This is a genomic window from Polaribacter marinaquae, assembly GCF_038019025.1.
GTDB lineage: Bacteria > Bacteroidota > Bacteroidia > Flavobacteriales > Flavobacteriaceae > Polaribacter > Polaribacter marinaquae.
The window spans coordinates 1,660,455-1,679,930 of the sequence record NZ_CP150496.1; the positions used below are offsets into that span (position 1 = coordinate 1,660,455).

The 19,476-nt window shown below is 30.3% G+C and carries 18 protein-coding genes; 10 read left to right on the forward strand and 8 right to left on the reverse strand.

The genetic code is table 11. The features are described 5' to 3' along the window. The first annotated feature begins 84 nt into the window (after nt 1–84). A complete protein-coding gene (locus WG950_RS07570; RefSeq protein WP_079738039.1) occupies nt 85–693 on the forward strand; it encodes a superoxide dismutase in 609 nt (202 codons plus the stop codon). A 73-nt stretch (nt 694–766) separates the two neighbouring features. Here WG950_RS07570 and WG950_RS07575 read toward each other — a convergent pair whose 3' ends face one another. The 3 genes from WG950_RS07575 to WG950_RS07585 all read right to left on the reverse strand — a co-directional run bounded on the left by WG950_RS07575 (nt 767) and on the right by WG950_RS07585 (nt 7,264). Continuing rightward, the gene (locus WG950_RS07575) at nt 767–4,228 is read right to left on the reverse strand and encodes a T9SS type A sorting domain-containing protein (protein WP_340931397.1); all 3,462 of its coding nucleotides are present in this window, start codon (nt 4,226–4,228) and stop codon (nt 767–769) included. A gap of 126 nt (nt 4,229–4,354) precedes the next feature. Further along, nucleotides 4,355–6,253, reverse strand: coding sequence for an amidophosphoribosyltransferase (locus WG950_RS07580; protein WP_340931399.1), 1,899 nt, complete (start codon nt 6,251–6,253; stop codon nt 4,355–4,357). Nucleotides 6,254–6,337: 84 nt separating this feature from the next. Then, complete coding sequence (locus WG950_RS07585) at nt 6,338–7,264, reverse strand: PfkB family carbohydrate kinase (RefSeq protein ID WP_077810981.1); 927 nt, start codon at nt 7,262–7,264, stop codon at nt 6,338–6,340. A gap of 73 nt (nt 7,265–7,337) precedes the next feature. Here WG950_RS07585 and WG950_RS07590 point away from each other — a divergent pair, with 73 nt between their 5' ends. The 6 genes from WG950_RS07590 to WG950_RS07615 all read left to right on the forward strand — a co-directional run bounded on the left by WG950_RS07590 (nt 7,338) and on the right by WG950_RS07615 (nt 11,819). Continuing rightward, entirely contained in the window at nt 7,338–7,763 is a 426-nt protein-coding gene (locus tag WG950_RS07590; RefSeq protein ID WP_077810980.1) for a SufE family protein, read from the forward strand. Nucleotides 7,764–7,774: 11 nt separating this feature from the next. Then, complete coding sequence (locus tag WG950_RS07595; RefSeq protein WP_077810979.1) at nt 7,775–8,095, forward strand: DUF59 domain-containing protein; 321 nt, start codon at nt 7,775–7,777, stop codon at nt 8,093–8,095. A gap of 101 nt (nt 8,096–8,196) precedes the next feature. Further along, complete coding sequence (locus WG950_RS07600; protein WP_340931403.1) at nt 8,197–8,706, forward strand: DUF2480 family protein; 510 nt, start codon at nt 8,197–8,199, stop codon at nt 8,704–8,706. 48 nt (nt 8,707–8,754) lie between these two features. After that, complete coding sequence (locus tag WG950_RS07605; protein WP_079738033.1) at nt 8,755–9,630, forward strand: DUF3078 domain-containing protein; 876 nt, start codon at nt 8,755–8,757, stop codon at nt 9,628–9,630. A 63-nt stretch (nt 9,631–9,693) separates the two neighbouring features. Continuing rightward, nucleotides 9,694–10,611: a DUF3078 domain-containing protein gene (locus WG950_RS07610; RefSeq protein WP_077810976.1), complete on the forward strand. Its 918-nt coding sequence runs from the start codon at nt 9,694–9,696 to the stop codon at nt 10,609–10,611. An 89-nt stretch (nt 10,612–10,700) separates the two neighbouring features. Beyond that, entirely contained in the window at nt 10,701–11,819 is a 1,119-nt protein-coding gene (locus WG950_RS07615; RefSeq protein WP_079738032.1) for a CNNM domain-containing protein, read from the forward strand. Nucleotides 11,820–11,877: 58 nt separating this feature from the next. Here WG950_RS07615 and hflX read toward each other — a convergent pair whose 3' ends face one another. Continuing rightward, nucleotides 11,878–13,089 (reverse strand): GTPase HflX, encoded by a 1,212-nt coding sequence (gene hflX, locus WG950_RS07620; RefSeq protein ID WP_340931407.1) that lies wholly within the window; start codon nt 13,087–13,089, stop codon nt 11,878–11,880. A gap of 186 nt (nt 13,090–13,275) precedes the next feature. Then, nucleotides 13,276–13,614, reverse strand: a complete 339-nt coding sequence (locus WG950_RS07625; RefSeq protein WP_340931409.1) for a hypothetical protein — start codon at nt 13,612–13,614, stop codon at nt 13,276–13,278. Between the two features lie 328 nt (nt 13,615–13,942). Here WG950_RS07625 and WG950_RS07630 point away from each other — a divergent pair, with 328 nt between their 5' ends. After that, nucleotides 13,943–14,920 carry an endonuclease gene (locus WG950_RS07630; RefSeq protein ID WP_340931410.1) on the forward strand — a complete coding sequence of 326 codons (978 nt, stop codon included), beginning with the start codon at nt 13,943–13,945 and terminating at the stop codon, nt 14,918–14,920. On the opposite strand, the gene WG950_RS07635 is transcribed toward WG950_RS07630, so the two are convergent. After that, nucleotides 14,921–15,160, reverse strand: a complete 240-nt coding sequence (locus WG950_RS07635) for a hypothetical protein (protein WP_079738028.1) — start codon at nt 15,158–15,160, stop codon at nt 14,921–14,923. A gap of 48 nt (nt 15,161–15,208) precedes the next feature. On the opposite strand from WG950_RS07635, the gene glpQ reads away from it, so the two are divergent. Continuing rightward, nucleotides 15,209–16,189, forward strand: coding sequence for a glycerophosphodiester phosphodiesterase (gene glpQ / locus WG950_RS07640; RefSeq protein ID WP_340931411.1), 981 nt, complete (start codon nt 15,209–15,211; stop codon nt 16,187–16,189). Between the two features lies 1 nt (nt 16,190). After that, nucleotides 16,191–16,721, forward strand: coding sequence for a tubby C-terminal domain-like protein (locus WG950_RS07645; protein ID WP_340931413.1), 531 nt, complete (start codon nt 16,191–16,193; stop codon nt 16,719–16,721). Here the strand turns inward: WG950_RS07645 and WG950_RS07650 are convergent. Further along, a complete protein-coding gene (locus WG950_RS07650; RefSeq protein WP_340931416.1) occupies nt 16,718–17,842 on the reverse strand; it encodes a glycerate kinase in 1,125 nt (374 codons plus the stop codon). The two genes, WG950_RS07645 and WG950_RS07650, sit on opposite strands and share 4 nt — an antisense overlap. Before the next feature lie 11 nt (nt 17,843–17,853). Beyond that, the gene (locus WG950_RS07655; RefSeq protein WP_340931418.1) at nt 17,854–19,461 is read right to left on the reverse strand and encodes a sodium:solute symporter; all 1,608 of its coding nucleotides are present in this window, start codon (nt 19,459–19,461) and stop codon (nt 17,854–17,856) included. Nucleotides 19,462–19,476 lie beyond the last annotated feature (15 nt).

The window sequence follows — 19,476 nt, forward strand, 5'->3', positions numbered from 1 at the left end:
ACAAAAGGCTAATATTTTGTTCAACTGCATCATATTGAGTAAATTTACAGTATTAAAATAATACGAACTTTAAAACTTAAAAAAATGGCTTTTCAATTACCAGAATTAGGATATGCATACGATGCTTTAGAACCTAATATAGATGCTAGAACTATGGAAATTCACCATACAAAACATCACAACGGATATACAACAAAATTAAACGGAGCAATAGAAGGAACTGATTTAGAAGGAAAATCTATCGAAGATATTCTTGCTAATTTAGATATGAGTAACGGCGCTGTAAGAAATAACGGTGGTGGATTTTACAATCACTCTTTATTTTGGACAGTAATGAACCCAAACGATAGAGGTTATTTATCTGGAGATTTAAAAGACGCTATTGAAAGCGCTTTCGGATCTAAAGAAGCATTTATCGACGCTTTTTCTAAAGCAGCAGCTACTCAGTTTGGTTCTGGTTGGGCATGGTTATGTGTTTTACCAGGTGGTAAAGTAGAAGTTTGTTCTACACCTAACCAAGACAACCCATTAATGCCAGGTGTAAACTGCGAAGGAACTCCTATTTTAGGATTGGATGTTTGGGAACATGCATATTACTTAAACTACCAAAACAGAAGACCAGATTATATTAATGCATTTTTTAATGTAATTAACTGGAATGAAGTTGAGCGTAGATATGCTGCAGCAAAATAAATAGAAATCTTACTAATTAAGATAAAAAAAGCATCCTTTTTAAGGATGCTTTTTTAGTCTATATAATAAGGATTTAATCAATAATAATCTTTTTATTGAACAATCCCTTTTCTGTCTTAATAACTAAAATATATACCGCTTTAGACAGTTTGTTTAATTTAAAGTTTAACTCACTTTTATTACTATTTATATCCTGATTAAAAACTTCAGCTCCCAAAATATTAAACAACTTTACAGTTTCTATCTGATAATTAGATGTATTTTTAATTAAAAACTCGCCATTATCACCTCCTTGAATACTTAATAAAAATTCATCCTCTTTAAAATCTTCATTAGTTAATGTTTTATCTGTAAAAGTGATAAAAAACCTATCATCATAAGTACCCGATGCTAAATTTAGAGATTTTGGAGCTTCATCTAAATTATAGAATTTATTTAAAACTCTATCATTTAAATACACAGGTGTGTTAATTTTTATCTTTTCGCTTATAGAAAAAGTAACTTCTCGATCTTGATCTAACTGAACTACCATCGGTATTTCTAAAGATTCATCAAAATTAAACGTACCAGTAATAATATAAGGACTAGTAGAACCCTTAACTTTTAAATACAAATCTGTTGGTTGCAAGCCCCACATAACTGCATCGAAACCAATATCATACTCATCTGTTAAACCTCTAAACACTGTTGCTACTGTTCGGGTTCTAACTTCACTTTCAGATAAATTAAATTTAAAATCAATCTTTATGGTTGAAAAATCTCTAGTACTTTTTTGTTTTGATGATGTTTTAGCAACTATTACACCAGTATCAGATAAATCATTTAAGGTTCTTTGTGAATTTTTAAAAACTAAAGTACCAGAACCTGGTGTTTCTTTTGTCACAAAAAATCCCTGCCCAATCGGTAAATATCTTCCTCCACCGACTGTTACCCCACTAACAATAGTATTATAAGTTCCAGAATAATCTCCTCTAACATGAGTATTATCAGAAGAACCGTTATAAATATAAATTACACCATTAAATTCTGATGAATTATCATTTATAAATGCTTCTGCATCTAGTGCAGAAGGATACGGGTTACCTATTAAATTAAATTTATTTTGATCTAATGTAAAAGAATAATCTCCATCGTTTGGTATACCAGAAAAAGTAAATGTAGCACCAACACTTTTCATATTCCATCCTTCTCCTGGAAGAAAAATAGGATCTGTTGGATCTACAAATCTTGTCCAATCACTAGCATTTACAAACTTAGCCAACCACCTAGAACTAATACTTATAGGCTCTGATGACGAATCTCCATCAAAATTAGGAGTAAAATTAATGTCAGCAGCTTCACCAACAGTTGAAGTTGGAGATGTAGCTACATTTGTTCCGTCTTTTAAAACATCGTTTATTGAAAAAGGAGTGCCTGGTGTTGTACCAGAATTTCTTACTGGCGAAGACCAATAACCAGATTGATATACAGATGAGCTAGTTGCAGTTTGATCTACGAAAAGTTTACCTGTCCCTGAGTTTAAATTATTACCAGTTGTATGAGTTTGTACTAATTGAGAATTACCAACTAATCTTAGTTCACCGTTATTTAAAATACCATTTTTAACTTTTAGTAACACGCCAGAATTAACAGATAAAATTCCTCCGTTTTCAATCTCAATCTCTCTAACAACAGCATCCTCGGTTAACGTTAGCGAACCATTAGAAGTACTTTTTACCAACAATTTAAAACAGCCATCTGTTAAATCTGGCACATTTGTAATGGCAGAACCATTATAGTATTGCGTATCATCAACAACTATTAAATCTTGGTATTCTACAGCAAAATAATCATTATTAGAAAAAACCACATTATTAGCTTGATATAAACCACCACCAATATCTGCTAAATCATAAGTAGATGTAGGCGATAATAAATCACTGTCATTATCTATAACTAATTTAAGTACAGCACAATCTTCTTTACTAGAAATATCTACGGATGATAAATCTAATATAAAACTAACGTCACCAACATCATTTCTTTTACTAACTCGCCATTTAGTAGAAGTTCTTTGTTGATAATTATCTTCATTTGTTTCAAAAACGATATCCTCTTTATTATCTCTACCCCAAAATAAAAATTCATCATTTGCAAGACTACTTGGGTTATAAATTCTAACAATTCCTGTTCCTTGAGAATCTACATGATTAGAACCATCTGTTGCTTGACCAATACCCGCAACATCATAATCAAAATTACCAGCAGCTGAATCATCTTCATCGTAAAAATTATTTGAATTTAAGGTAATATTATATTTTGCAGATAAATAATTACTAACAATAATTCTCTCTGCTTCATTAATATATTTATTATACATAATTACCTCTGCAAAGTCTCCTTGATGCGCTTGTGAAGCTACATAATCACCATCATTTCCTCCTGCTCCATCATCTTCACTATCTTGTTCACCAGCCAAAGCTAAAGAACCGCCAGGAGTTATAATTCTACCACCAGGAAAATTAATATTTCTATCAGTTCCGTTAAGAGATGTATTTGCCGTTCCAGATGTATGCCATCTATAACCAATAACATTCCAGTTTGCAGTGCTTACATTTAAGCCAGAACCCCTTGCCTGATTAGTAACATACATAGACAAATTATTGCTATTAAATAATAGAAAATCGTTATTAAGAGCAGATGATGACGCATAAGATAACACTCCGTCACCTCCTTCATTTGCATTTTCAGTTTTATTCACATAGAAGCCAGAAATTGCTGTTGTTGGAAAGTTTGTGAAGTTAGTTTTTCTCAAACGTCTATTAGATTCTTCGAACCTAACCGCATCATAGCCGTTAACAATATTTTTCTTAATTATAGGCTGAAAAGTAACATCTTCTTGAGTTAAAGTTGAATTATAACCCGATAAATCTGACCAAGAAGCAAAAGGAGCATTGTCATTTTCAGAAATATCATCTGGGTTTGTCCATAGCACAAGACTCGAAGTACCATCAATACTACCTACACCGCCGGGACCTAAATATCCTTCTGCTACAGGAGGCGGAGCAGTATAATTCACAGTAATTATCCAACTATTATTATCAACCTTATTTTCATTAACACTACAGCCAGCTCCTGTACCTTCCCAAATTACTCTTAAAACATCCATTTGAAAAGTCAAAACCCCTGAAACACTTACGCCATTTGCGATTGTTAAACCCGATCGAGCGTAAGATAATGTTCCTGGACTATCTCCTATACCTGCAGTATAATTGTTCTCACTTACAGCACCTTCAACATAAATTAATCTAGATCTTTGGTCTGACATCCAACCTTGAACACGTGCCGTCATTTGATAAACAACATCTACACTCGTAACAATAGATCCTGGCGGTACAATAACTTGCAACTCTGACAACGGAGCACATTGACTAGAATTCTCAAAACCTGTTGGAATATCTCCTGAACTGTACGTTGCAGTTGAAGTTTGGGCACTTAAAATAGCACCATAAAAAAGATAAAAAATAAAAATTATTCTTTTTGCTTGTTTTAACATCTTTAAAATTTTTTAAACTTGTTAACACATTACATAAGGTAATTCTTGGGGGAATTTTTCTTACATCAATTTTAATATTGATAATGTTTATCTCACTAAAATAAGGATTTTATTTTGATTTTACAATTAATAAGCTCTTTTATCGTTTCCTTCATAGTAATTAATAAAAGCCTCATTTACAACTCTATGACCACCAGGTGTGGGATAATCTCCGGTAAAATACCAATCTCCTAAGTTATTAGGGCAAGCCTTATGCAAGTTCTCTACAGTTTGATAAATTACCTCTACATCTGCCTTAACATCTTTTGTTTTTAGCATTTGAGCAATTTTTGCTGATATTTCTTCTGTTGTAAATGGTGCGTAAATTTCTTTTACATAATTTACAATTTCTTCATCTGCCTTAGATTGTTGCTCTTTAGATTTTTTATAAACTTCACCTATAATACCTTCTTGATTTGTATCTTTTAATAATTCTATCGCAGCTTTAAACGCAATAAAAGCATCAATTCTGGCCATATCTATACCATAACAATCTGGGTAGCGTATTTGAGGCGCAGATGAAACAACTACTATCTTCTTAGGGCTAAGTCTATCTAATATTTTAATAATACTTTTCTTTAAAGTTGTTCCTCTTACAATACTATCGTCTATAATTACAAGATTGTCTGTAGGTTTTACAACACCATAAGTAATATCATAAACATGTTCTACAAGGTCATCTCTAGAACTATCATCAGCAATAAATGTTCTTAACTTTGCATCTTTAATAGCTATTTTTTCAAAACGAGCTCTTTCAGATAAAATCTCTGTTACTTTTTGAGCAGATAACTTAGTACCACCTGCTAAGATTTTTTGTGTTTTTTGCTGATTAAGTAAATCTTCTGCAGCTTCCGTCATTCCGTAGAAAGAAGTTTCTGCCGTATTTGGTATGTAAGAAAAAACAGTGTTAGAAATATCGCTATCTATCGATTTTAATATTTTAGGAAACACTAATTTACCTAAGTTTTTTCTTTCTTCATAGATTGATGCATCACTTCCTCTAGAAAAATAAATACGCTCGAAAGAACAAGCTTTGTTTTCTCTTGGTTCTAAAACTTGTTTAATAGCTGTTTTACCATTTTTCTTAATAATTAAAGCATGCCCTCTTTCTAATTCTTGTACTTTATCAATTTCGATATTAAATACTGTCTGAATTACGGGTCTTTCTGATGCTACAACTACAACCTCTTCATCTTCGAAGAAATATGTAGGTCTTATTCCGTTTGGATCTCTTAAAACAAAAGCATCTCCGTGACCAACTAATCCTGCCATTGCATAACCACCATCCCAGTTTTTAGAAGATCTTTTTAAAACTTTTTTTATGCTTAAATTTTCTTCGATATAAGGCGAAGCATTCTTTTTATTAAAACCTTTCTTTTTTGCTTTCTGATATAATTTAGCCACTTCATCTTCTAAGAAATGACCAATTTTCTCCATGACAGTTACTGTATCTGTAAATTCTTTTGGATGTTGCCCCAACTCTATTAACTCTTCTAATAAATGTTTAGAATTAGTCATGTTAAAGTTACCTGCAACAATTAAGTTTTGATGTTTCCAATTACTTTGACGTAAAAACGGATGCACACTTTCGATACTGTTTTTACCAAATGTACCATAACGAACATGACCTAAAAATAAGTTACCAATGTAAGGCATGTTTTCTTCTTGCCATGCTACATCATCTTTCTTATCTGGGTTTTGTTCTAAAACACCATTTAAGCGATCGTTAATTTGCCCAAAAACATCTTGTATTGGTTGCGATTTGTTAGAACGAACTCTGCTAATATATCTAGTACCAGGTTCTACATTAAATTTTACACTTGCAAAACCTGCACCATCTTGACCACGATTATGCTGCTTTTCCATTAATAAATACATTTTATTAATTCCGTAAAAAGCAGTACCGTATTTATCTTTGTAAAACTGTAATGGTTTTTTTAATCTAACAAGTGCAATTCCACATTCATGTTTAATAGCATCACTCATTTTTATAATATTTTTAGTTGTATTGTGTTGTTATTGTTGCAATTATATCAAAAAAAAATCCGCAGTTTAAACCGCGGATTTACATTAAGATAATTTTATATCAAATTGTGTTAAGTCTTTAAAAGCTTGTAAGCGCGTTTTAACTTCATCTGTTGTTAGCTCTTGCATGCGCTCTGTACCAAATTTCTCTACACAGAAAGAAGCTAAGTTAGAACCGTAAATTATCGCGTTCTTCATGTTTTCAAAAGATATATCTTCTGTTTTTGCTAGATATCCGCAGAAACCTCCTGCAAATGTATCTCCGGCACCAGTAGGGTCAAAAACTTCTGCTAATGGTAATGCAGGTGCAAAAAACATTTTTCCTTCATTAAATAATAAAGCTCCGTGTTCTCCTTTTTTAATTACTACATATTTAGGTCCCATTGCGTGGATTTTCTTAGCAGCATTTACCAAAGAATATTCACCAGATAATTGGCGGGCTTCTTCATCATTAATTGTAATTACATCTACTCTTTTTAAAACAGTATGTAAATCATCTAAAGCAATATCCATCCAAAAATTCATAGTATCTAAAACTATTAGTTTTGGTTTTTCTGTCATTTGATCTAAAACAGAAGCTTGCGTTAACGGGTGTAAATTACCCAACATTACAATACCTGCATCTTTAAAAGAATCTGGTACAACTGGTGTAAACGTTTCTAATACATTTAATTCTGTTACTAAAGTATCTCTAGAATTCATATCGTTGTGATATTTACCACTCCAGAAAAAAGTTTTACCTTCTTTATCTACTTCAATACCATCTGTATTAATTCCTTTAGAATTCATCATTTCTAAATAAGAATCAGGAAAATCTCCACCAACAACAGATACAACACCTGTTTCTACTCCAAATTGAGATGCTGCTAAACCTACAAAAGTTCCAGAGCCTCCTAAAATCTTATCTGTTTTACCAAAAGGTGTCTCAATAGCATCAAAAGCTACTGTACCAACTGCTAATAATTTACTCATTTCTTATAATTTATGCGTAATTTTGCTTTTTACAATAAAACGCTTTTTGAAAGCGCAAAAATAAGTTTTAAAAATGACTATCAAAGAAATACAAGAAGAAATTATTGATGAGTTTTCTATGTTTGATGATTGGATGGATCGTTACGAATACATAATAGAGCTTGGTAAATCTTTGCCTATAATTGAAGATACACATAAATTAGACGAAAATTTAATTAAAGGATGCCAATCTAAAGTTTGGTTATATTCTGAATTAGATGCAGATAAAATTAAGTTTACTGCAGATAGTGATGCTATTTTAACTAAAGGAATTGTGGCATTATTATTGAGGGTATTCTCGGAACAAAAACCGGCAGATATTTTAACTGCAGAAACCACTTTTATAGATCAAATAGGTTTAAAAGAACATTTAAGCCCTACGCGAGCAAACGGTTTGGTGTCTATGGTCAAACAAATAAAATTGTACGCAATTGCGCAACAAACTAAATTACAGAATTAAGAAATTATATAATGACAGATAAAGAATTAGAAGAAATTGGAGATAAAATTGTAGGTGTTTTAAAAACAATTTACGATCCAGAAATACCTGTAGACATTTATGAGCTTGGTTTAATTTATGATGTTTTTGTTTCTGATGAAAATAATGCAAAAATTTTAATGACTTTAACGTCTCCGAATTGCCCAGTTGCAGAGAGTTTACCAGTAGAAATTGAAGATAAAGTTAAGTCTTTAAAAGAATTAAATAACTGCGAAGTAGAAATTACGTTCGACCCAACTTGGACACAAGAAATGATGAGCGAAGAAGCAAAACTAGAGTTAGGAATGCTTTAAATACATATAAATTTAACAGAAAAAGCAATTATTAATAATTGCTTTTTCTGTTAATACAACTTAAGTTTTTATTTATTTTAAACAATAAAGTAAAATTATAAATGGCTGAAGAAATTATAAATAGAGTAGCAAATAGCAAGTTAAAAACCTTTGACCTAGAAGAGATTTATCCTGAAGGAAAAAGAGTCTCATTTGATATTAAAGATTGGCTATTTGAAGAAATAATTTTGAAAGAAAAAGATTTTAGAAATGCAGTAAAAAATCATGATTGGTCTCAATACAAAAACTGTTTTGTAGCTGTTAATTGCTCTGTAGATGCAATTATACCTTCTTGGGCTTTTATGCTAATTGCTGCAGAAGCTACACCATATGCCAACAAAGTTGTTATTGGTAATTTAGAATTATTAGAAACTGTTTTATACCAAGAACTTTTAAATTTTGTCGATCTTAGAGATTATACAGATTGCCCTGTAATAGTTAAAGGTTGTGCAGAAAAACCAATACCAGATTCTGCATTTGCTTTTTTAATTGCAAAACTACAACCTATAGCCAAATCTATTATGTTTGGCGAAGCTTGTTCTACAGTACCTTTATATAAATCGAAAAAATAAATTTACACATTTATAAATCAAAAAAAATTAACATTAAAAACACTTATAATGAGAAGACTAGCAACCCTTCTTTTATTTATTTTTATAGCAAGTAATTCTTATTCTCAAAAGAAGAAACTAGACACTTTACCAAAGCCAAAATGGAAAGTAAACGGTAGACTTGCCTTTGTTTTTAATCAATCTTCTTTTTCTAATTGGGCTTCTGGTGGTCAAAACACGGTTGCAGGAAATATCAATATAAATTACGATTTTAATTATAAGAAAAATAATGTAAACTGGGATACTCGATTATTATCTGGTTACGGTTTAAGTCATATCAGCGAAAAAGGCTACAGAAAAACAAACGATCGATTTGAACTAAATTCTTTATTAGGTATAAAAACAACAACTTATTGGTTTCTTTCTTTTATTGCCAATTTTAAAACACAATATACCAAAGGGTTCGATTATTCAAAAGAGCCTAAATTACTAGTGTCAGAGTTTTTATCTCCTGCTTATTTAACTTTTGGACCAGGAATGTTATGGAAAAAATCTGATGATTTAAATTTAAACATTGCACCAGCTACAGCCAGATATACATTTGTAAACGAGTTTTTCACAAAAGATTCTGGTAAATTTGGTGTAGACGAAGGTAAAACTCTTGCTTTTGGACTAGGTTTTAACCTTTCTGGTTACTATAAATTTGCCTTGATGAAAAACATTGAAATGGAAAACATCTTAACAATGTATACAGATTATCTTGCAAATGTTGGTAATGTCGATTTAGATTATCAAACAAATTTGCGTTTTACTGTAAACAAACATATTAAAATGCACATGACTTTTCATACAATTATTGATGATAACTCATCAAGTAAAATTCAATTTAGACAGCTTTTTGGTTTAGGCATGAATTATAGCTTCCACGAAAAAGTGACTTATTAATATTTTTATTGTCTAAAAGAATAAAAGTGTACTTTTGCACGCTTAAATTTAAAAATAGTCAACATGAAAAAATTATCAATCTTAATTTTATTGGTATTTATTAGCTTTTCTGCAAGCGCACAAACAGCAGAAGAATTAAAGAAAGAACAAGCTCCTAAAAAAGCTCAAATTGCTAAATTACAAGGAGAAGTTAATGCGATACAAGCAAAAATTGATGCTTTACCTGGTTGGAGAAAAGGTGCTTTTGGTACTATAGGTGCAAGTTTATCTGGTTTTAACAACTGGTACGCTAGAACAGCTCCTACTGCATCTGCAGGTAATATTGGTGTAACTGTAAATGGTTTTGCTAATTTAATTGAAGAAGACTTTTTCTGGAGAAACTCTGCTGCAATTAACTTAGGTTGGGTTAAGTTAGATGAAAAAGGTGTTGCCGGAGACGAAGGTTTTGATACTGCTACAGATGTATTTACAATCTCTTCTTTATACGGTAAAAGATTAAATAAAAAATGGGCTTTATCTGCACTTGCAGAATACAGAACTACAATTATAGATAATTTTAACGATCCTGGTTATTTAGATTTTGGTGCTGGTCTTACTTGGACGCCAACAAGTAACTTGGTAGTTGTTATGCACCCAGGAAACTACAACTTTGTATTTAGTAGTGGTGAAACAGTTTTCGAATCTTCTTTAGGTGCTAAAATTGTTGCAGATTACTCTAAAAAATATGGTAAATTAAGTGTAAAGTCTAATTTATCTGTTTTTCAAAGCTATAAAACTTCAGACTTATCTAACTGGACATGGACAAACTCTTTTGGTTACACTGTTTGGAAAGGAATTGGAGTTGGTTTAGAATTAGGTTTACGTAAAAACAAACAAGAAGCATTAAACAATGCATTAATTGACAATCCTGCAGAAACTTTTTCTACTGTAGACAACAAATTACAATCTTATTATTTAGTTGGTATGAGCTATGCTTTCTAAATAGAAAACAATATTTTAAAAGAAACCTCAAGAAGAAATTCTTGAGGTTTTTTTATTTTGTGTAAATTAGCATCTCAAATAAATAATACATGACTTTATTAATAATTTTTGCAACAATTTCTATTTTCTTTTCTTTTTTATGCTCTATTTTAGAAGCTGTATTGTTAAGTATTACACCGACTTTTATCAATCTTAAAAAAAGTGAAGGTGAACAATATGCTACACAATTAGAAACTTTTAAAAAGGATGTTGATAAACCTTTAATTGCTATTTTAACTATTAACACCATTGCACATACGGTTGGTGCAATTTTAGTAGGTGTGCAAGCAAAAGTTGCTTACGCAGAAATGTATGGTACAGATGTAAAAACAGTATTTGGCATTAAAATTACAGAAGATGTAATGGTTGGTTTAGTTTCTACTATAATGACAATTTTAATTCTAGTCGCATCAGAAATTATACCTAAAACCATTGGAGCTACTTACTGGAAACAACTTGCTAATTTTACAGCTAAAGCTTTAAACATAATGATTTTTCCGTTGAAATGGACAGGAATATTATGGATTTTACAATTAACAACAAAGTTAATTGGTGGCAAAGGTCATGGAAGTATTTTAAGTAGAGAAAGCTTTTTAGTAATGGCAGACATGGCAGAAAAAGAAGGTGTTTTTCAGAAAAATGAAAGTAAAGTTATTAGAAACTTACTTGGTTTTAAAGAAATTAAAGTAAACGATGTAATGACACCGAGATCTGTAATAGAAACCGCAGACGAAACTCAAACAATAAGTTCTTTTTATAACGATCATAAAAAATTAAGATTTTCTAGAATTCCTGTATTTTCTGAAAACCCAGATGCAATAACAGGTTACTTTTTAAAAGATAATTTATTGGAAGCAATTATTAATGGTAAAGGTGAAGAAACTTTAGCTACCATTAAAAGAGATATTGTTGTTACAGAAAGAGAATTATCTATACCAGATTTGTTTGACAAACTAATCAAAGAGAAAGAACACATTGCACTTGTGGTAGATGAATATGGTTCTGTTAGCGGTCTTGTTTCTCAAGAAGATGTGATAGAAACTTTACTTGGTTTAGAAATTATGGACGAAAGTGATTCTGTTGCAGATTTACAAGCTTTAGCAAGAAAATCTTGGGAAAACAGAGCAAAAAGAATGGGTATTATAAAAGAAGATGATTCAAAAGAATAATCTTTAAAATGAAAACATAAAAAAAATCCTACTGCAATACTTCGCAGTAGGATTTTTTTTATTCTTCCTCTTTATATTCGTAATATAAAAAGTCGTTATAAGGAAAACGCTGAATATGTATTTTCTTTACTTCTTCGTACGTTTTGTCTTTAAAATCATCTAAATTTTCTTTATTTAGAGCAGAAATAAATATTGATTCTACTTCTTTATCGTTCATCCAAGTTTTTTTCCAGTCTTGTAAAGTATAATGCTCTTTGCCTTTTTCTGTTTCTAAATCATCTGCATCAATTGTTTCATGCTCGTAAGCATCAATCTTATTAAACACCATTAAGGTAGGTTTATCTGCACATTTAATATCATCTAAAATTGTATTAACAGATGCAATATGATCTTCAAAATTAGGATGCGAAATATCTACAACATGCAATAGCAAGTCTGCTTCTCTAACCTCATCTAAAGTAGATTTAAAAGATTCTACCAATTGTGTTGGCAATTTTCTAATAAACCCAACAGTATCTGTCATTAAAAAAGGAATGTTTTTTATAACCACTTTTCGAACTGTTGTATCTAAAGTTGCAAATAATTTATTTTCTGCAAAAACATCACTTTTACTAATCACGTTCATAAGTGTAGATTTACCAACATTGGTATAACCTACTAAAGCAACTCTTACCATCTTACCACGATTCTTTCTTTGAATCGCCATTTGCTTGTCTATTGTTTTTAGACGTTTTTTTAATACGGATATTTTATCACGAATTATACGTCTATCTGTTTCAATTTCTGTTTCACCAGGTCCACGCATTCCAATACCACCTTTTTGTTTATCAAGGTGTGTCCAAAGTCTTGTTAAACGAGGTAACAAATATTCGCTTTGGGCAAGTTCTACTTGTGTTTTTGCAGAACTAGTTTGTGCTCTTTGCGCAAAAATATCTAATATTAAATTGGTTCTATCTAAAATTTTACAATCAAGAATTTTTTCGATATTTCTTAATTGTGCAGGCGATAATTCATCATCAAAAATAGCTGTACCAATTGCATTGGCATGTATAAAATCTTTAACATCTTCTAGCTTACCAGCTCCTAAAAAAGTTTTCGGATTTGGTCTTTCCATTTTCTGTACAAAGCGTTTAACAACAACACCGCCGGCAGTTTGTGTTAAAAACTCTAGTTCATCTAAATATTCATCAGATTGTGTTTCGTTTTGTTGCTGCGTAATTACACCAATTAAAACTGCTTTTTCTGAAATTGCTTCTTTTGCGTCTATCATAGAATGCAAAAATACAAACAATTCTTGTCTTTTAGGCCAAAAAAAACCTTAGCAAAAGCTAAGGTTTATATTACTAATTCAAATTCAAAACAGAAAGTTTACAACGTTTTCTGCGCAACAAAAGTAGCTTAATAATAAAAGAACTATGTATTCTTTACATTAAGAAACCCTTTAATTTTTGTTAATTTAGTTTTGTTTTAAAAATTTTACAGGCACTCTATATGTTTTTAAAATTTCTAATTTTTCTATAGATGCTATTTGGTAGTTTAATCTATTTTTTATGAAAGAAGCTACATTCGGTTTTTTAGAATCTACAGATACAACAATTATCTCTCCTTTTTTGTTTATGATAAAGTCTACAGTAGTTTTTATGTTTGAGTCTAGATTTCCTTTATAGTTTCCTAATAATTCGATAATTTTTTTTCTTAATTTTAAATCGATTTCTTTCACGTCGTCATTGTTGTTAGAAAACGTAGATACACTTGCCAATACTGCTACTAAAAATACAATTGCTAATTTTTTCATGATTAATTTTTTAAAATTTCTTTTTTTTGTGTTGCTAACTTGCACTGTAAAATTAGTTTAAGAGTTCGAAAAAAATCAAAATAAAATGTTATAAAAACAACTTTTTTAAGTTAGTAATCAGTTAATTACACCTGTTTTAACACTTAAGAAATATTGCTTATATTTTATTAAAAAAATTAAAATTTAAAGTGAGTTATCACTAAAAACCACAGTTTGATATCAATACTACAATACAAATAGCTTTTAGATTTTAATTCGATAAAATCACTAGTTAATTTAATGTAAAGTCTGTAGATTATTTTGTTACTTTTACCATTAAAATATTTATATGTTTCCTTCGATTAAGTCTTCTAAACAAAGTAAAAAAATTACAACAATTGGTTTTTACAATGTAGAAAATCTGTTTGATACAGAAGACAATCCTAAAACTTTTGATGATGATTACACAAGTGATGGAAAAAGAAAATGGACATACAAAAGATATAAAATAAAAATTAAAAAATTAGGCTCTGTAATATCTCAACTAGGCTTAAACAAATCTAAATATCCGCCTGCAATTGTTGGTTTGGTAGAAGTAGAAAACGCTAAGGTGGTTAGAGATTTAATAAATTCTTCTAACTTAAAAAAGCATCATTATGGTTTTGCACATTATGATTCTCCTGACGAAAGGGGTATTGATGTTGCCTTGTTATACAATAAAAGAGTTTTTGAATTTTTAAAATCAGAAACATTCCCAGTTTTTCTAGAAGATGACGAAGGCGAAAGAGATTATACAAGAGATATTTTAAAAGTTAGCGGTAATTTACATGGCGAACTTGTACATATAATTGTAAACCATTGGTCTTCTAGAAGAGAAGGTGCAACAGAAACAGAACACAAAAGAGTTACCGCAGCAATTACTGCTAGAAATATTATAAAAGACATTAAAGACAAACATTACGATGCAAAAATAATTGTAATGGGAGATTTTAATGACGACCCAACAAGTAAAAGTGTAAAAACCTTGGTTTCTGATGATTTTATAAATCCGATGGAAACTATTTTAGACAGAGAAAAGCTGGGTTCTTTAACCTATGATGGTAAGTGGAATTTATTCGATCAGATTATATTTTCTAAAAATTTTACAGAAAAGAAAGAAGGAAAACTTTACTTTAAACACGCAGAAGTATTTAATAAAGAATGGTTAAAGATTTTTAAAGGAAAATTAAAAGGTAGCCCGTTTAGAACTTATATTGGTCCTTGGTATCAAGGCGGATTTTCAGATCATTTTCCGGTATATGCTTTTCTTAAGAAAAAAGACGACTAACTACTCTTTACCTACATTTTTAAAGGCACTTCTTAGTTTTTCATCATTAATAATATACTTTTTGTATTTTCCATCTTTATATCTAAAATAAATAAATATTGGCATAAATATAAAAGACAAGTACAAAACGCCTAACCCCATTACAACTTGGGCTTTTTCGTGTTCTGTATTAATTAAATATGCTCCTAATGCCATCCAAACTAAAAAGATAACAAACATTATTTTTAACGCTAATTTCATGTTGCAAAATTACAAAAGTTCTATCTTTAATTTCTAATTTTATTAAAAATGAAATCGATTTTAGTATTTTTACTTGGTTTATTACTTATTTCTTGCACTTCAAACAAAAATAAATTTAAAATGAATAACAAAATTGTGATTGCTCACAGAGGCGCTTCTGGTTATTTGCCAGAACATACGCTAGAGTCTAAAGCCATGGCTTACGCAATGAAACCAAATTTTATAGAGCAAGATTTAGTACTTAGTAAAGACGATGTTCCTGTTGTTATTCATGATATTTATTTGGATGATGTTACAGATGTTGCAATAAAGTTTCCTCATAGAAAAAGACAAGATAATAGGTTTTATGTAATAGATTTTACTTTTGATGAATTGCAAACTCTTAATGTTTACGAGCGTTTTAACCCAAAAACTGGTAAGCAAGTTTATAAAGACAGATTTCCTACCAAAACAGGTAACTTTAAATTACATTCTTTGCAACAAGAAATAGAATTGATACAAGGTTTAAATGCTTCTACTGGCAGTAATATCGGAATTTATCCAGAAATTAAAGCTCCTGAATTTCATAAAAATGAAGGCAAAAAACTAACAGAAATTGTTTTAAAAGTTCTTACTGATTATGGCTACACAACAAAAAAAGACAATTGTATTTTACAATGTTTTGACGCCAAAGAATTAGAACGAATTAGAAAAGATTTAAAGTCTGAATTGTTTTTGGTGCAATTGATAGAGTTTACCGAAGAAACTAAGCAGTTAAATCATTTTGCAAGTTATGCCGACGGAATTGGGCCTTGGTACAAACAAATTTTAGATAAAAAAGTTAATGGTAAATGGCTGTTTACTTCTTTAGTTTCTGATGCACATAAATTAGATTTAAAAGTGCATCCTTATACATTTAGAGCAGATGCTTTAGATGAATTTTCTACATTCGAAGAAATGATGCAAACCTTAATTTATGAAGCAAATATAGACGGCGCTTTCACCGATTTTCCTGATAAAATGGTAAACTTTATAAACTCTAATAATTAATATGGATAAACTTGTTTATAAAATTAGTCATGCCACAAATAATTTACAGATTTATAATACTGAAGATGAGTTTGCATTTTTTTCTAGTTGGTTTTTAGAATTTGGTAAAACAACCGCAGAAATTTACAATACAGAAGAAGAAATTATTTATAAAATTACCAAGAAATTTAAATTCTGGAAATGGCGAATTTCTTATGAAATTGAAACTAAAAAAGGGAAAAAACTAGTTTTGATTTCTGGTAATAAGCAAAATTCAATTTTTAAACTTCAATTAAACGACTCTAATTTTGAGGTTAAAATTCACTATTTTGACAAAAAATCTATTTTTAAAAACGGAGTTAAAATTGCAGAAATAGACGAATCTTTTTTCTCCTCAAAAGAAAAAAACATTAGTAGTGTATTGCTTTCAAATAAAGAAGACTTAGAATTAATCTTTCTTATATTTTCTTGCTTAAAAACAGGCGAAACACATCAAAAGCCGATAATGAAATCTCAAAAAGAATGGATTTCTATAAAAGAGGAATGGTCTTAATCTAGAAGTTTTACAAAATTTTTAGCTAAAATTTTTAAATATGTTGAACTATTATTCATAGCGTCATCTAAATTTTTAGAATTGCTAATTATGTCTTTTCCGTAAACAATTCCAATTTCTTTTAATTCGTTTTTTGAAAGTTCAATTTTCCCACAAAAGGAAGCAACTTTTATATTTTGAATTTTAGCAGATTCTAAGACTCCTTGTATAGTTTTACCAGACAAAGTTTGGTTATCTAATTTACCTTCACCAGTAATAATCCAATCTGCATTTTTAATTTTCTCATCAAAATTAGCAAGATTTTTTATCAACTGAATCCCAGGCTCTAAAGATCCGTTTAAAAATAATTTAGAAGCAATTCCCATTCCACCAGCTGCTCCAGCACCTTTTACAGACTGAACATCGATTATAAAAACATCCTTTAAAATTTCAGCAAAATCTTCTAACCCTTTATTTAGTAAAATAATATCATTTTCTGATGCTCCTTTTTGAGCTCCATACACATAAGCAGCTCCGTTTTTTCCATGTAAAGGATTGGTTACATCGCAAGCAATTTTAAAGTTTACATTGCTTATTTCTTTATGAATTGCTGAAGCATTTATCGATTTAATTTTAGATAAATTGGCTCCAATTGGCTTTACTACATTATTATTTTCATCTAAAAATTTATACCCTAAAGCAGCAGCCATTCCTATTCCACAATCGTTAGTTGCACTACCTCCAATGCCTAAAATAATTGTTTTTGCTCCTTTATTTATGGCATCAGCAATCATTTCTCCAGTACCAAAAGTGGTGGCATTTAAACAATCGAATTCAGTTTTATCTAATAATTTAACGCCAGAAGCTTCTGCCATTTCTATAAATGCAGTTTTAGAATTTTCTGAATATAAATACGAAGCTTTAACCGGTTTAAAAAAAGGATTGTTTACCGTAACCTCAACTACTTTTCCTTGTAAATAGAAATTAACAACCTCGATTGTGCCATCACCACCATCTGCAAGCGGAAGTTTTACAACCTCTATGTTAGAATTTTTTGTTAGAATTTCTTTTTCTACAATTTCGCAAAATTCTAAACCTGTAAGCGAGTTTTTAAATTTATCTGGTGCTATAACAATTTTCAAAACAGAATGTTTTAACTTAAAATTTTTACTAAAGACATTGCTAAAATTGCAATAACTATAAAATAACACAATAAAAGCGCTACTTCTTTTTTACCTCCTTTATAAAAAACAACTTCTAAACCTTCTCTAGCTTCTCTTTTTATGATCAAACTCACCGTATAAGCTACAAACATAGTTACAAAACAGCCAATTGCATTCCACCAAAACCAAAATACATTTGGTACATATAACCATAAATACATGTTAAATGCAACACCTGCAATTATACCAATGTTGGCACCTAAAGCGTGAGTTCTTTTGGTTAAAATTGCCAAGATAAAAGCAGCTAAAATTGGCCCATAAAAAATAGAACTTATTTTATTAATCACCTCTATAACTGTACCTTCTATACTTCCTGCAAAAAAGGCAAAAAACAAACAAACTAGTCCCCAAAAAACGGATAACAACCTTGAATATGACACGTATTGTTTATCTGACATATTAGGTTTAAATCTTTTGATAAAATCTTCTAAAGAAACTGCAGATAAAGAATTTACTGTAGAACTTAATGATGACATTGCTGCAGACATTATAGCCACAATTAAAATTCCAATAATTCCATTTGGCAAATATTTAATGATAAAAACAGGCACCATTAAATCTGCCTTTTTACCTTCTAAACTTCCAATATTTGTTTGATAAACACTATCCATTAAAGATTGAAAACTTGCATCTTGCAATAATAAAGTTCCTAAAACCAAACCCATAATACAATAAGTTAGTGTTATTGGAAAACGCAATAAACCATTGGCTAATAACAATTTTTTAATGGTTGGCATTCCTTTAGCAGATAATAGTCTTTGCGATTGTGTTTGGTCTGTACCATAATAAGAAGCGTATAAAAAGAAACCTCCAATTACCATTGGCCAAAAACCAAACTCATCATTTTTATCAGCATTATTAAAACCCCATTTAGAAAAATCTACAGCTGTTAATCTTTCTTGATCTACATTAGTTAAAAAGTTTTCGAAACCGCCAAGTTCGCTAATACCATAAATTAAACATACAACAATACCAAAAAAGAGAATACACATTTGTATTACATCTCCCCAAATAACAGCTTTCATACCACCTTGAAAAGAATAAATCATTGTAATAATTCCGATGATTAATACTGAAATCCAAAAGTCGATACCCACAGTTGCTTGTAAAATTAAAGCCATTGTGTACACCATTACTCCTGTTGCAACAGATCTACTAATTTGAAAAACAAAACTGATTAACAATCGAGATGAAGCGTCAAAACGCTTTTCTAAATACTCGTAAACACTTACAATACCAGAATTATATAACGTAGGAATTATTGCAATTAACAAAAAAGCCATTGCTAAAGGCACACCAAATTCGTAGGTTAACCATTGTAAACCACCACCTTCTTTTAAACCCACAAAAGCAGGTGCAGAAATAAAACTAATCGCAGAAAGTTGAGTTGCCATGGTTGATAAACTCAATGGAAACCAACCCATAGATTGCCCGCCTAAAAAGTAATCTTTAGAGTTTTTGTTTTCTTTAAAAAAGTAACCTATTCCTAAAAACCCTAAGAGGTAAACTACAATAATTATGTAATCTATATAATTCATAATTCTAATTTTTGT

Excerpts from the sequence above, each read along its gene's own strand:
- hflX (WP_340931407.1), bottom strand. The coding sequence starts at position 13,089 with ATGATAGACGCAAAAGAAGCAATTTCAGAAAAAGCAGTTTTAATTGGT.
- WG950_RS07615 (WP_079738032.1), top strand. The coding sequence starts at position 10,701 with ATGACTTTATTAATAATTTTTGCAACAATTTCTATTTTCTTTTCTTTT.
- glpQ (WP_340931411.1), top strand. The coding sequence starts at position 15,209 with ATGAAATCGATTTTAGTATTTTTACTTGGTTTATTACTTATTTCTTGC.
- WG950_RS07570 (WP_079738039.1), top strand. The coding sequence starts at position 85 with ATGGCTTTTCAATTACCAGAATTAGGATATGCATACGATGCTTTAGAA.
- WG950_RS07610 (WP_077810976.1), top strand. The coding sequence starts at position 9,694 with ATGAAAAAATTATCAATCTTAATTTTATTGGTATTTATTAGCTTTTCT.
- WG950_RS07600 (WP_340931403.1), top strand. The coding sequence starts at position 8,197 with ATGGCTGAAGAAATTATAAATAGAGTAGCAAATAGCAAGTTAAAAACC.
- WG950_RS07645 (WP_340931413.1), top strand. The coding sequence starts at position 16,191 with ATGGATAAACTTGTTTATAAAATTAGTCATGCCACAAATAATTTACAG.
- WG950_RS07585 (WP_077810981.1), bottom strand. The coding sequence starts at position 7,264 with ATGAGTAAATTATTAGCAGTTGGTACAGTAGCTTTTGATGCTATTGAG.
- WG950_RS07625 (WP_340931409.1), bottom strand. The coding sequence starts at position 13,614 with ATGAAAAAATTAGCAATTGTATTTTTAGTAGCAGTATTGGCAAGTGTA.
- WG950_RS07635 (WP_079738028.1), bottom strand. The coding sequence starts at position 15,160 with ATGAAATTAGCGTTAAAAATAATGTTTGTTATCTTTTTAGTTTGGATG.
- WG950_RS07605 (WP_079738033.1), top strand. The coding sequence starts at position 8,755 with ATGAGAAGACTAGCAACCCTTCTTTTATTTATTTTTATAGCAAGTAAT.
- WG950_RS07580 (WP_340931399.1), bottom strand. The coding sequence starts at position 6,253 with ATGAGTGATGCTATTAAACATGAATGTGGAATTGCACTTGTTAGATTA.
- WG950_RS07595 (WP_077810979.1), top strand. The coding sequence starts at position 7,775 with ATGACAGATAAAGAATTAGAAGAAATTGGAGATAAAATTGTAGGTGTT.
- WG950_RS07655 (WP_340931418.1), bottom strand. The coding sequence starts at position 19,461 with ATGAATTATATAGATTACATAATTATTGTAGTTTACCTCTTAGGGTTT.
- WG950_RS07590 (WP_077810980.1), top strand. The coding sequence starts at position 7,338 with ATGACTATCAAAGAAATACAAGAAGAAATTATTGATGAGTTTTCTATG.
- WG950_RS07630 (WP_340931410.1), top strand. The coding sequence starts at position 13,943 with ATGTTTCCTTCGATTAAGTCTTCTAAACAAAGTAAAAAAATTACAACA.
- WG950_RS07575 (WP_340931397.1), bottom strand. The coding sequence starts at position 4,228 with ATGTTAAAACAAGCAAAAAGAATAATTTTTATTTTTTATCTTTTTTAT.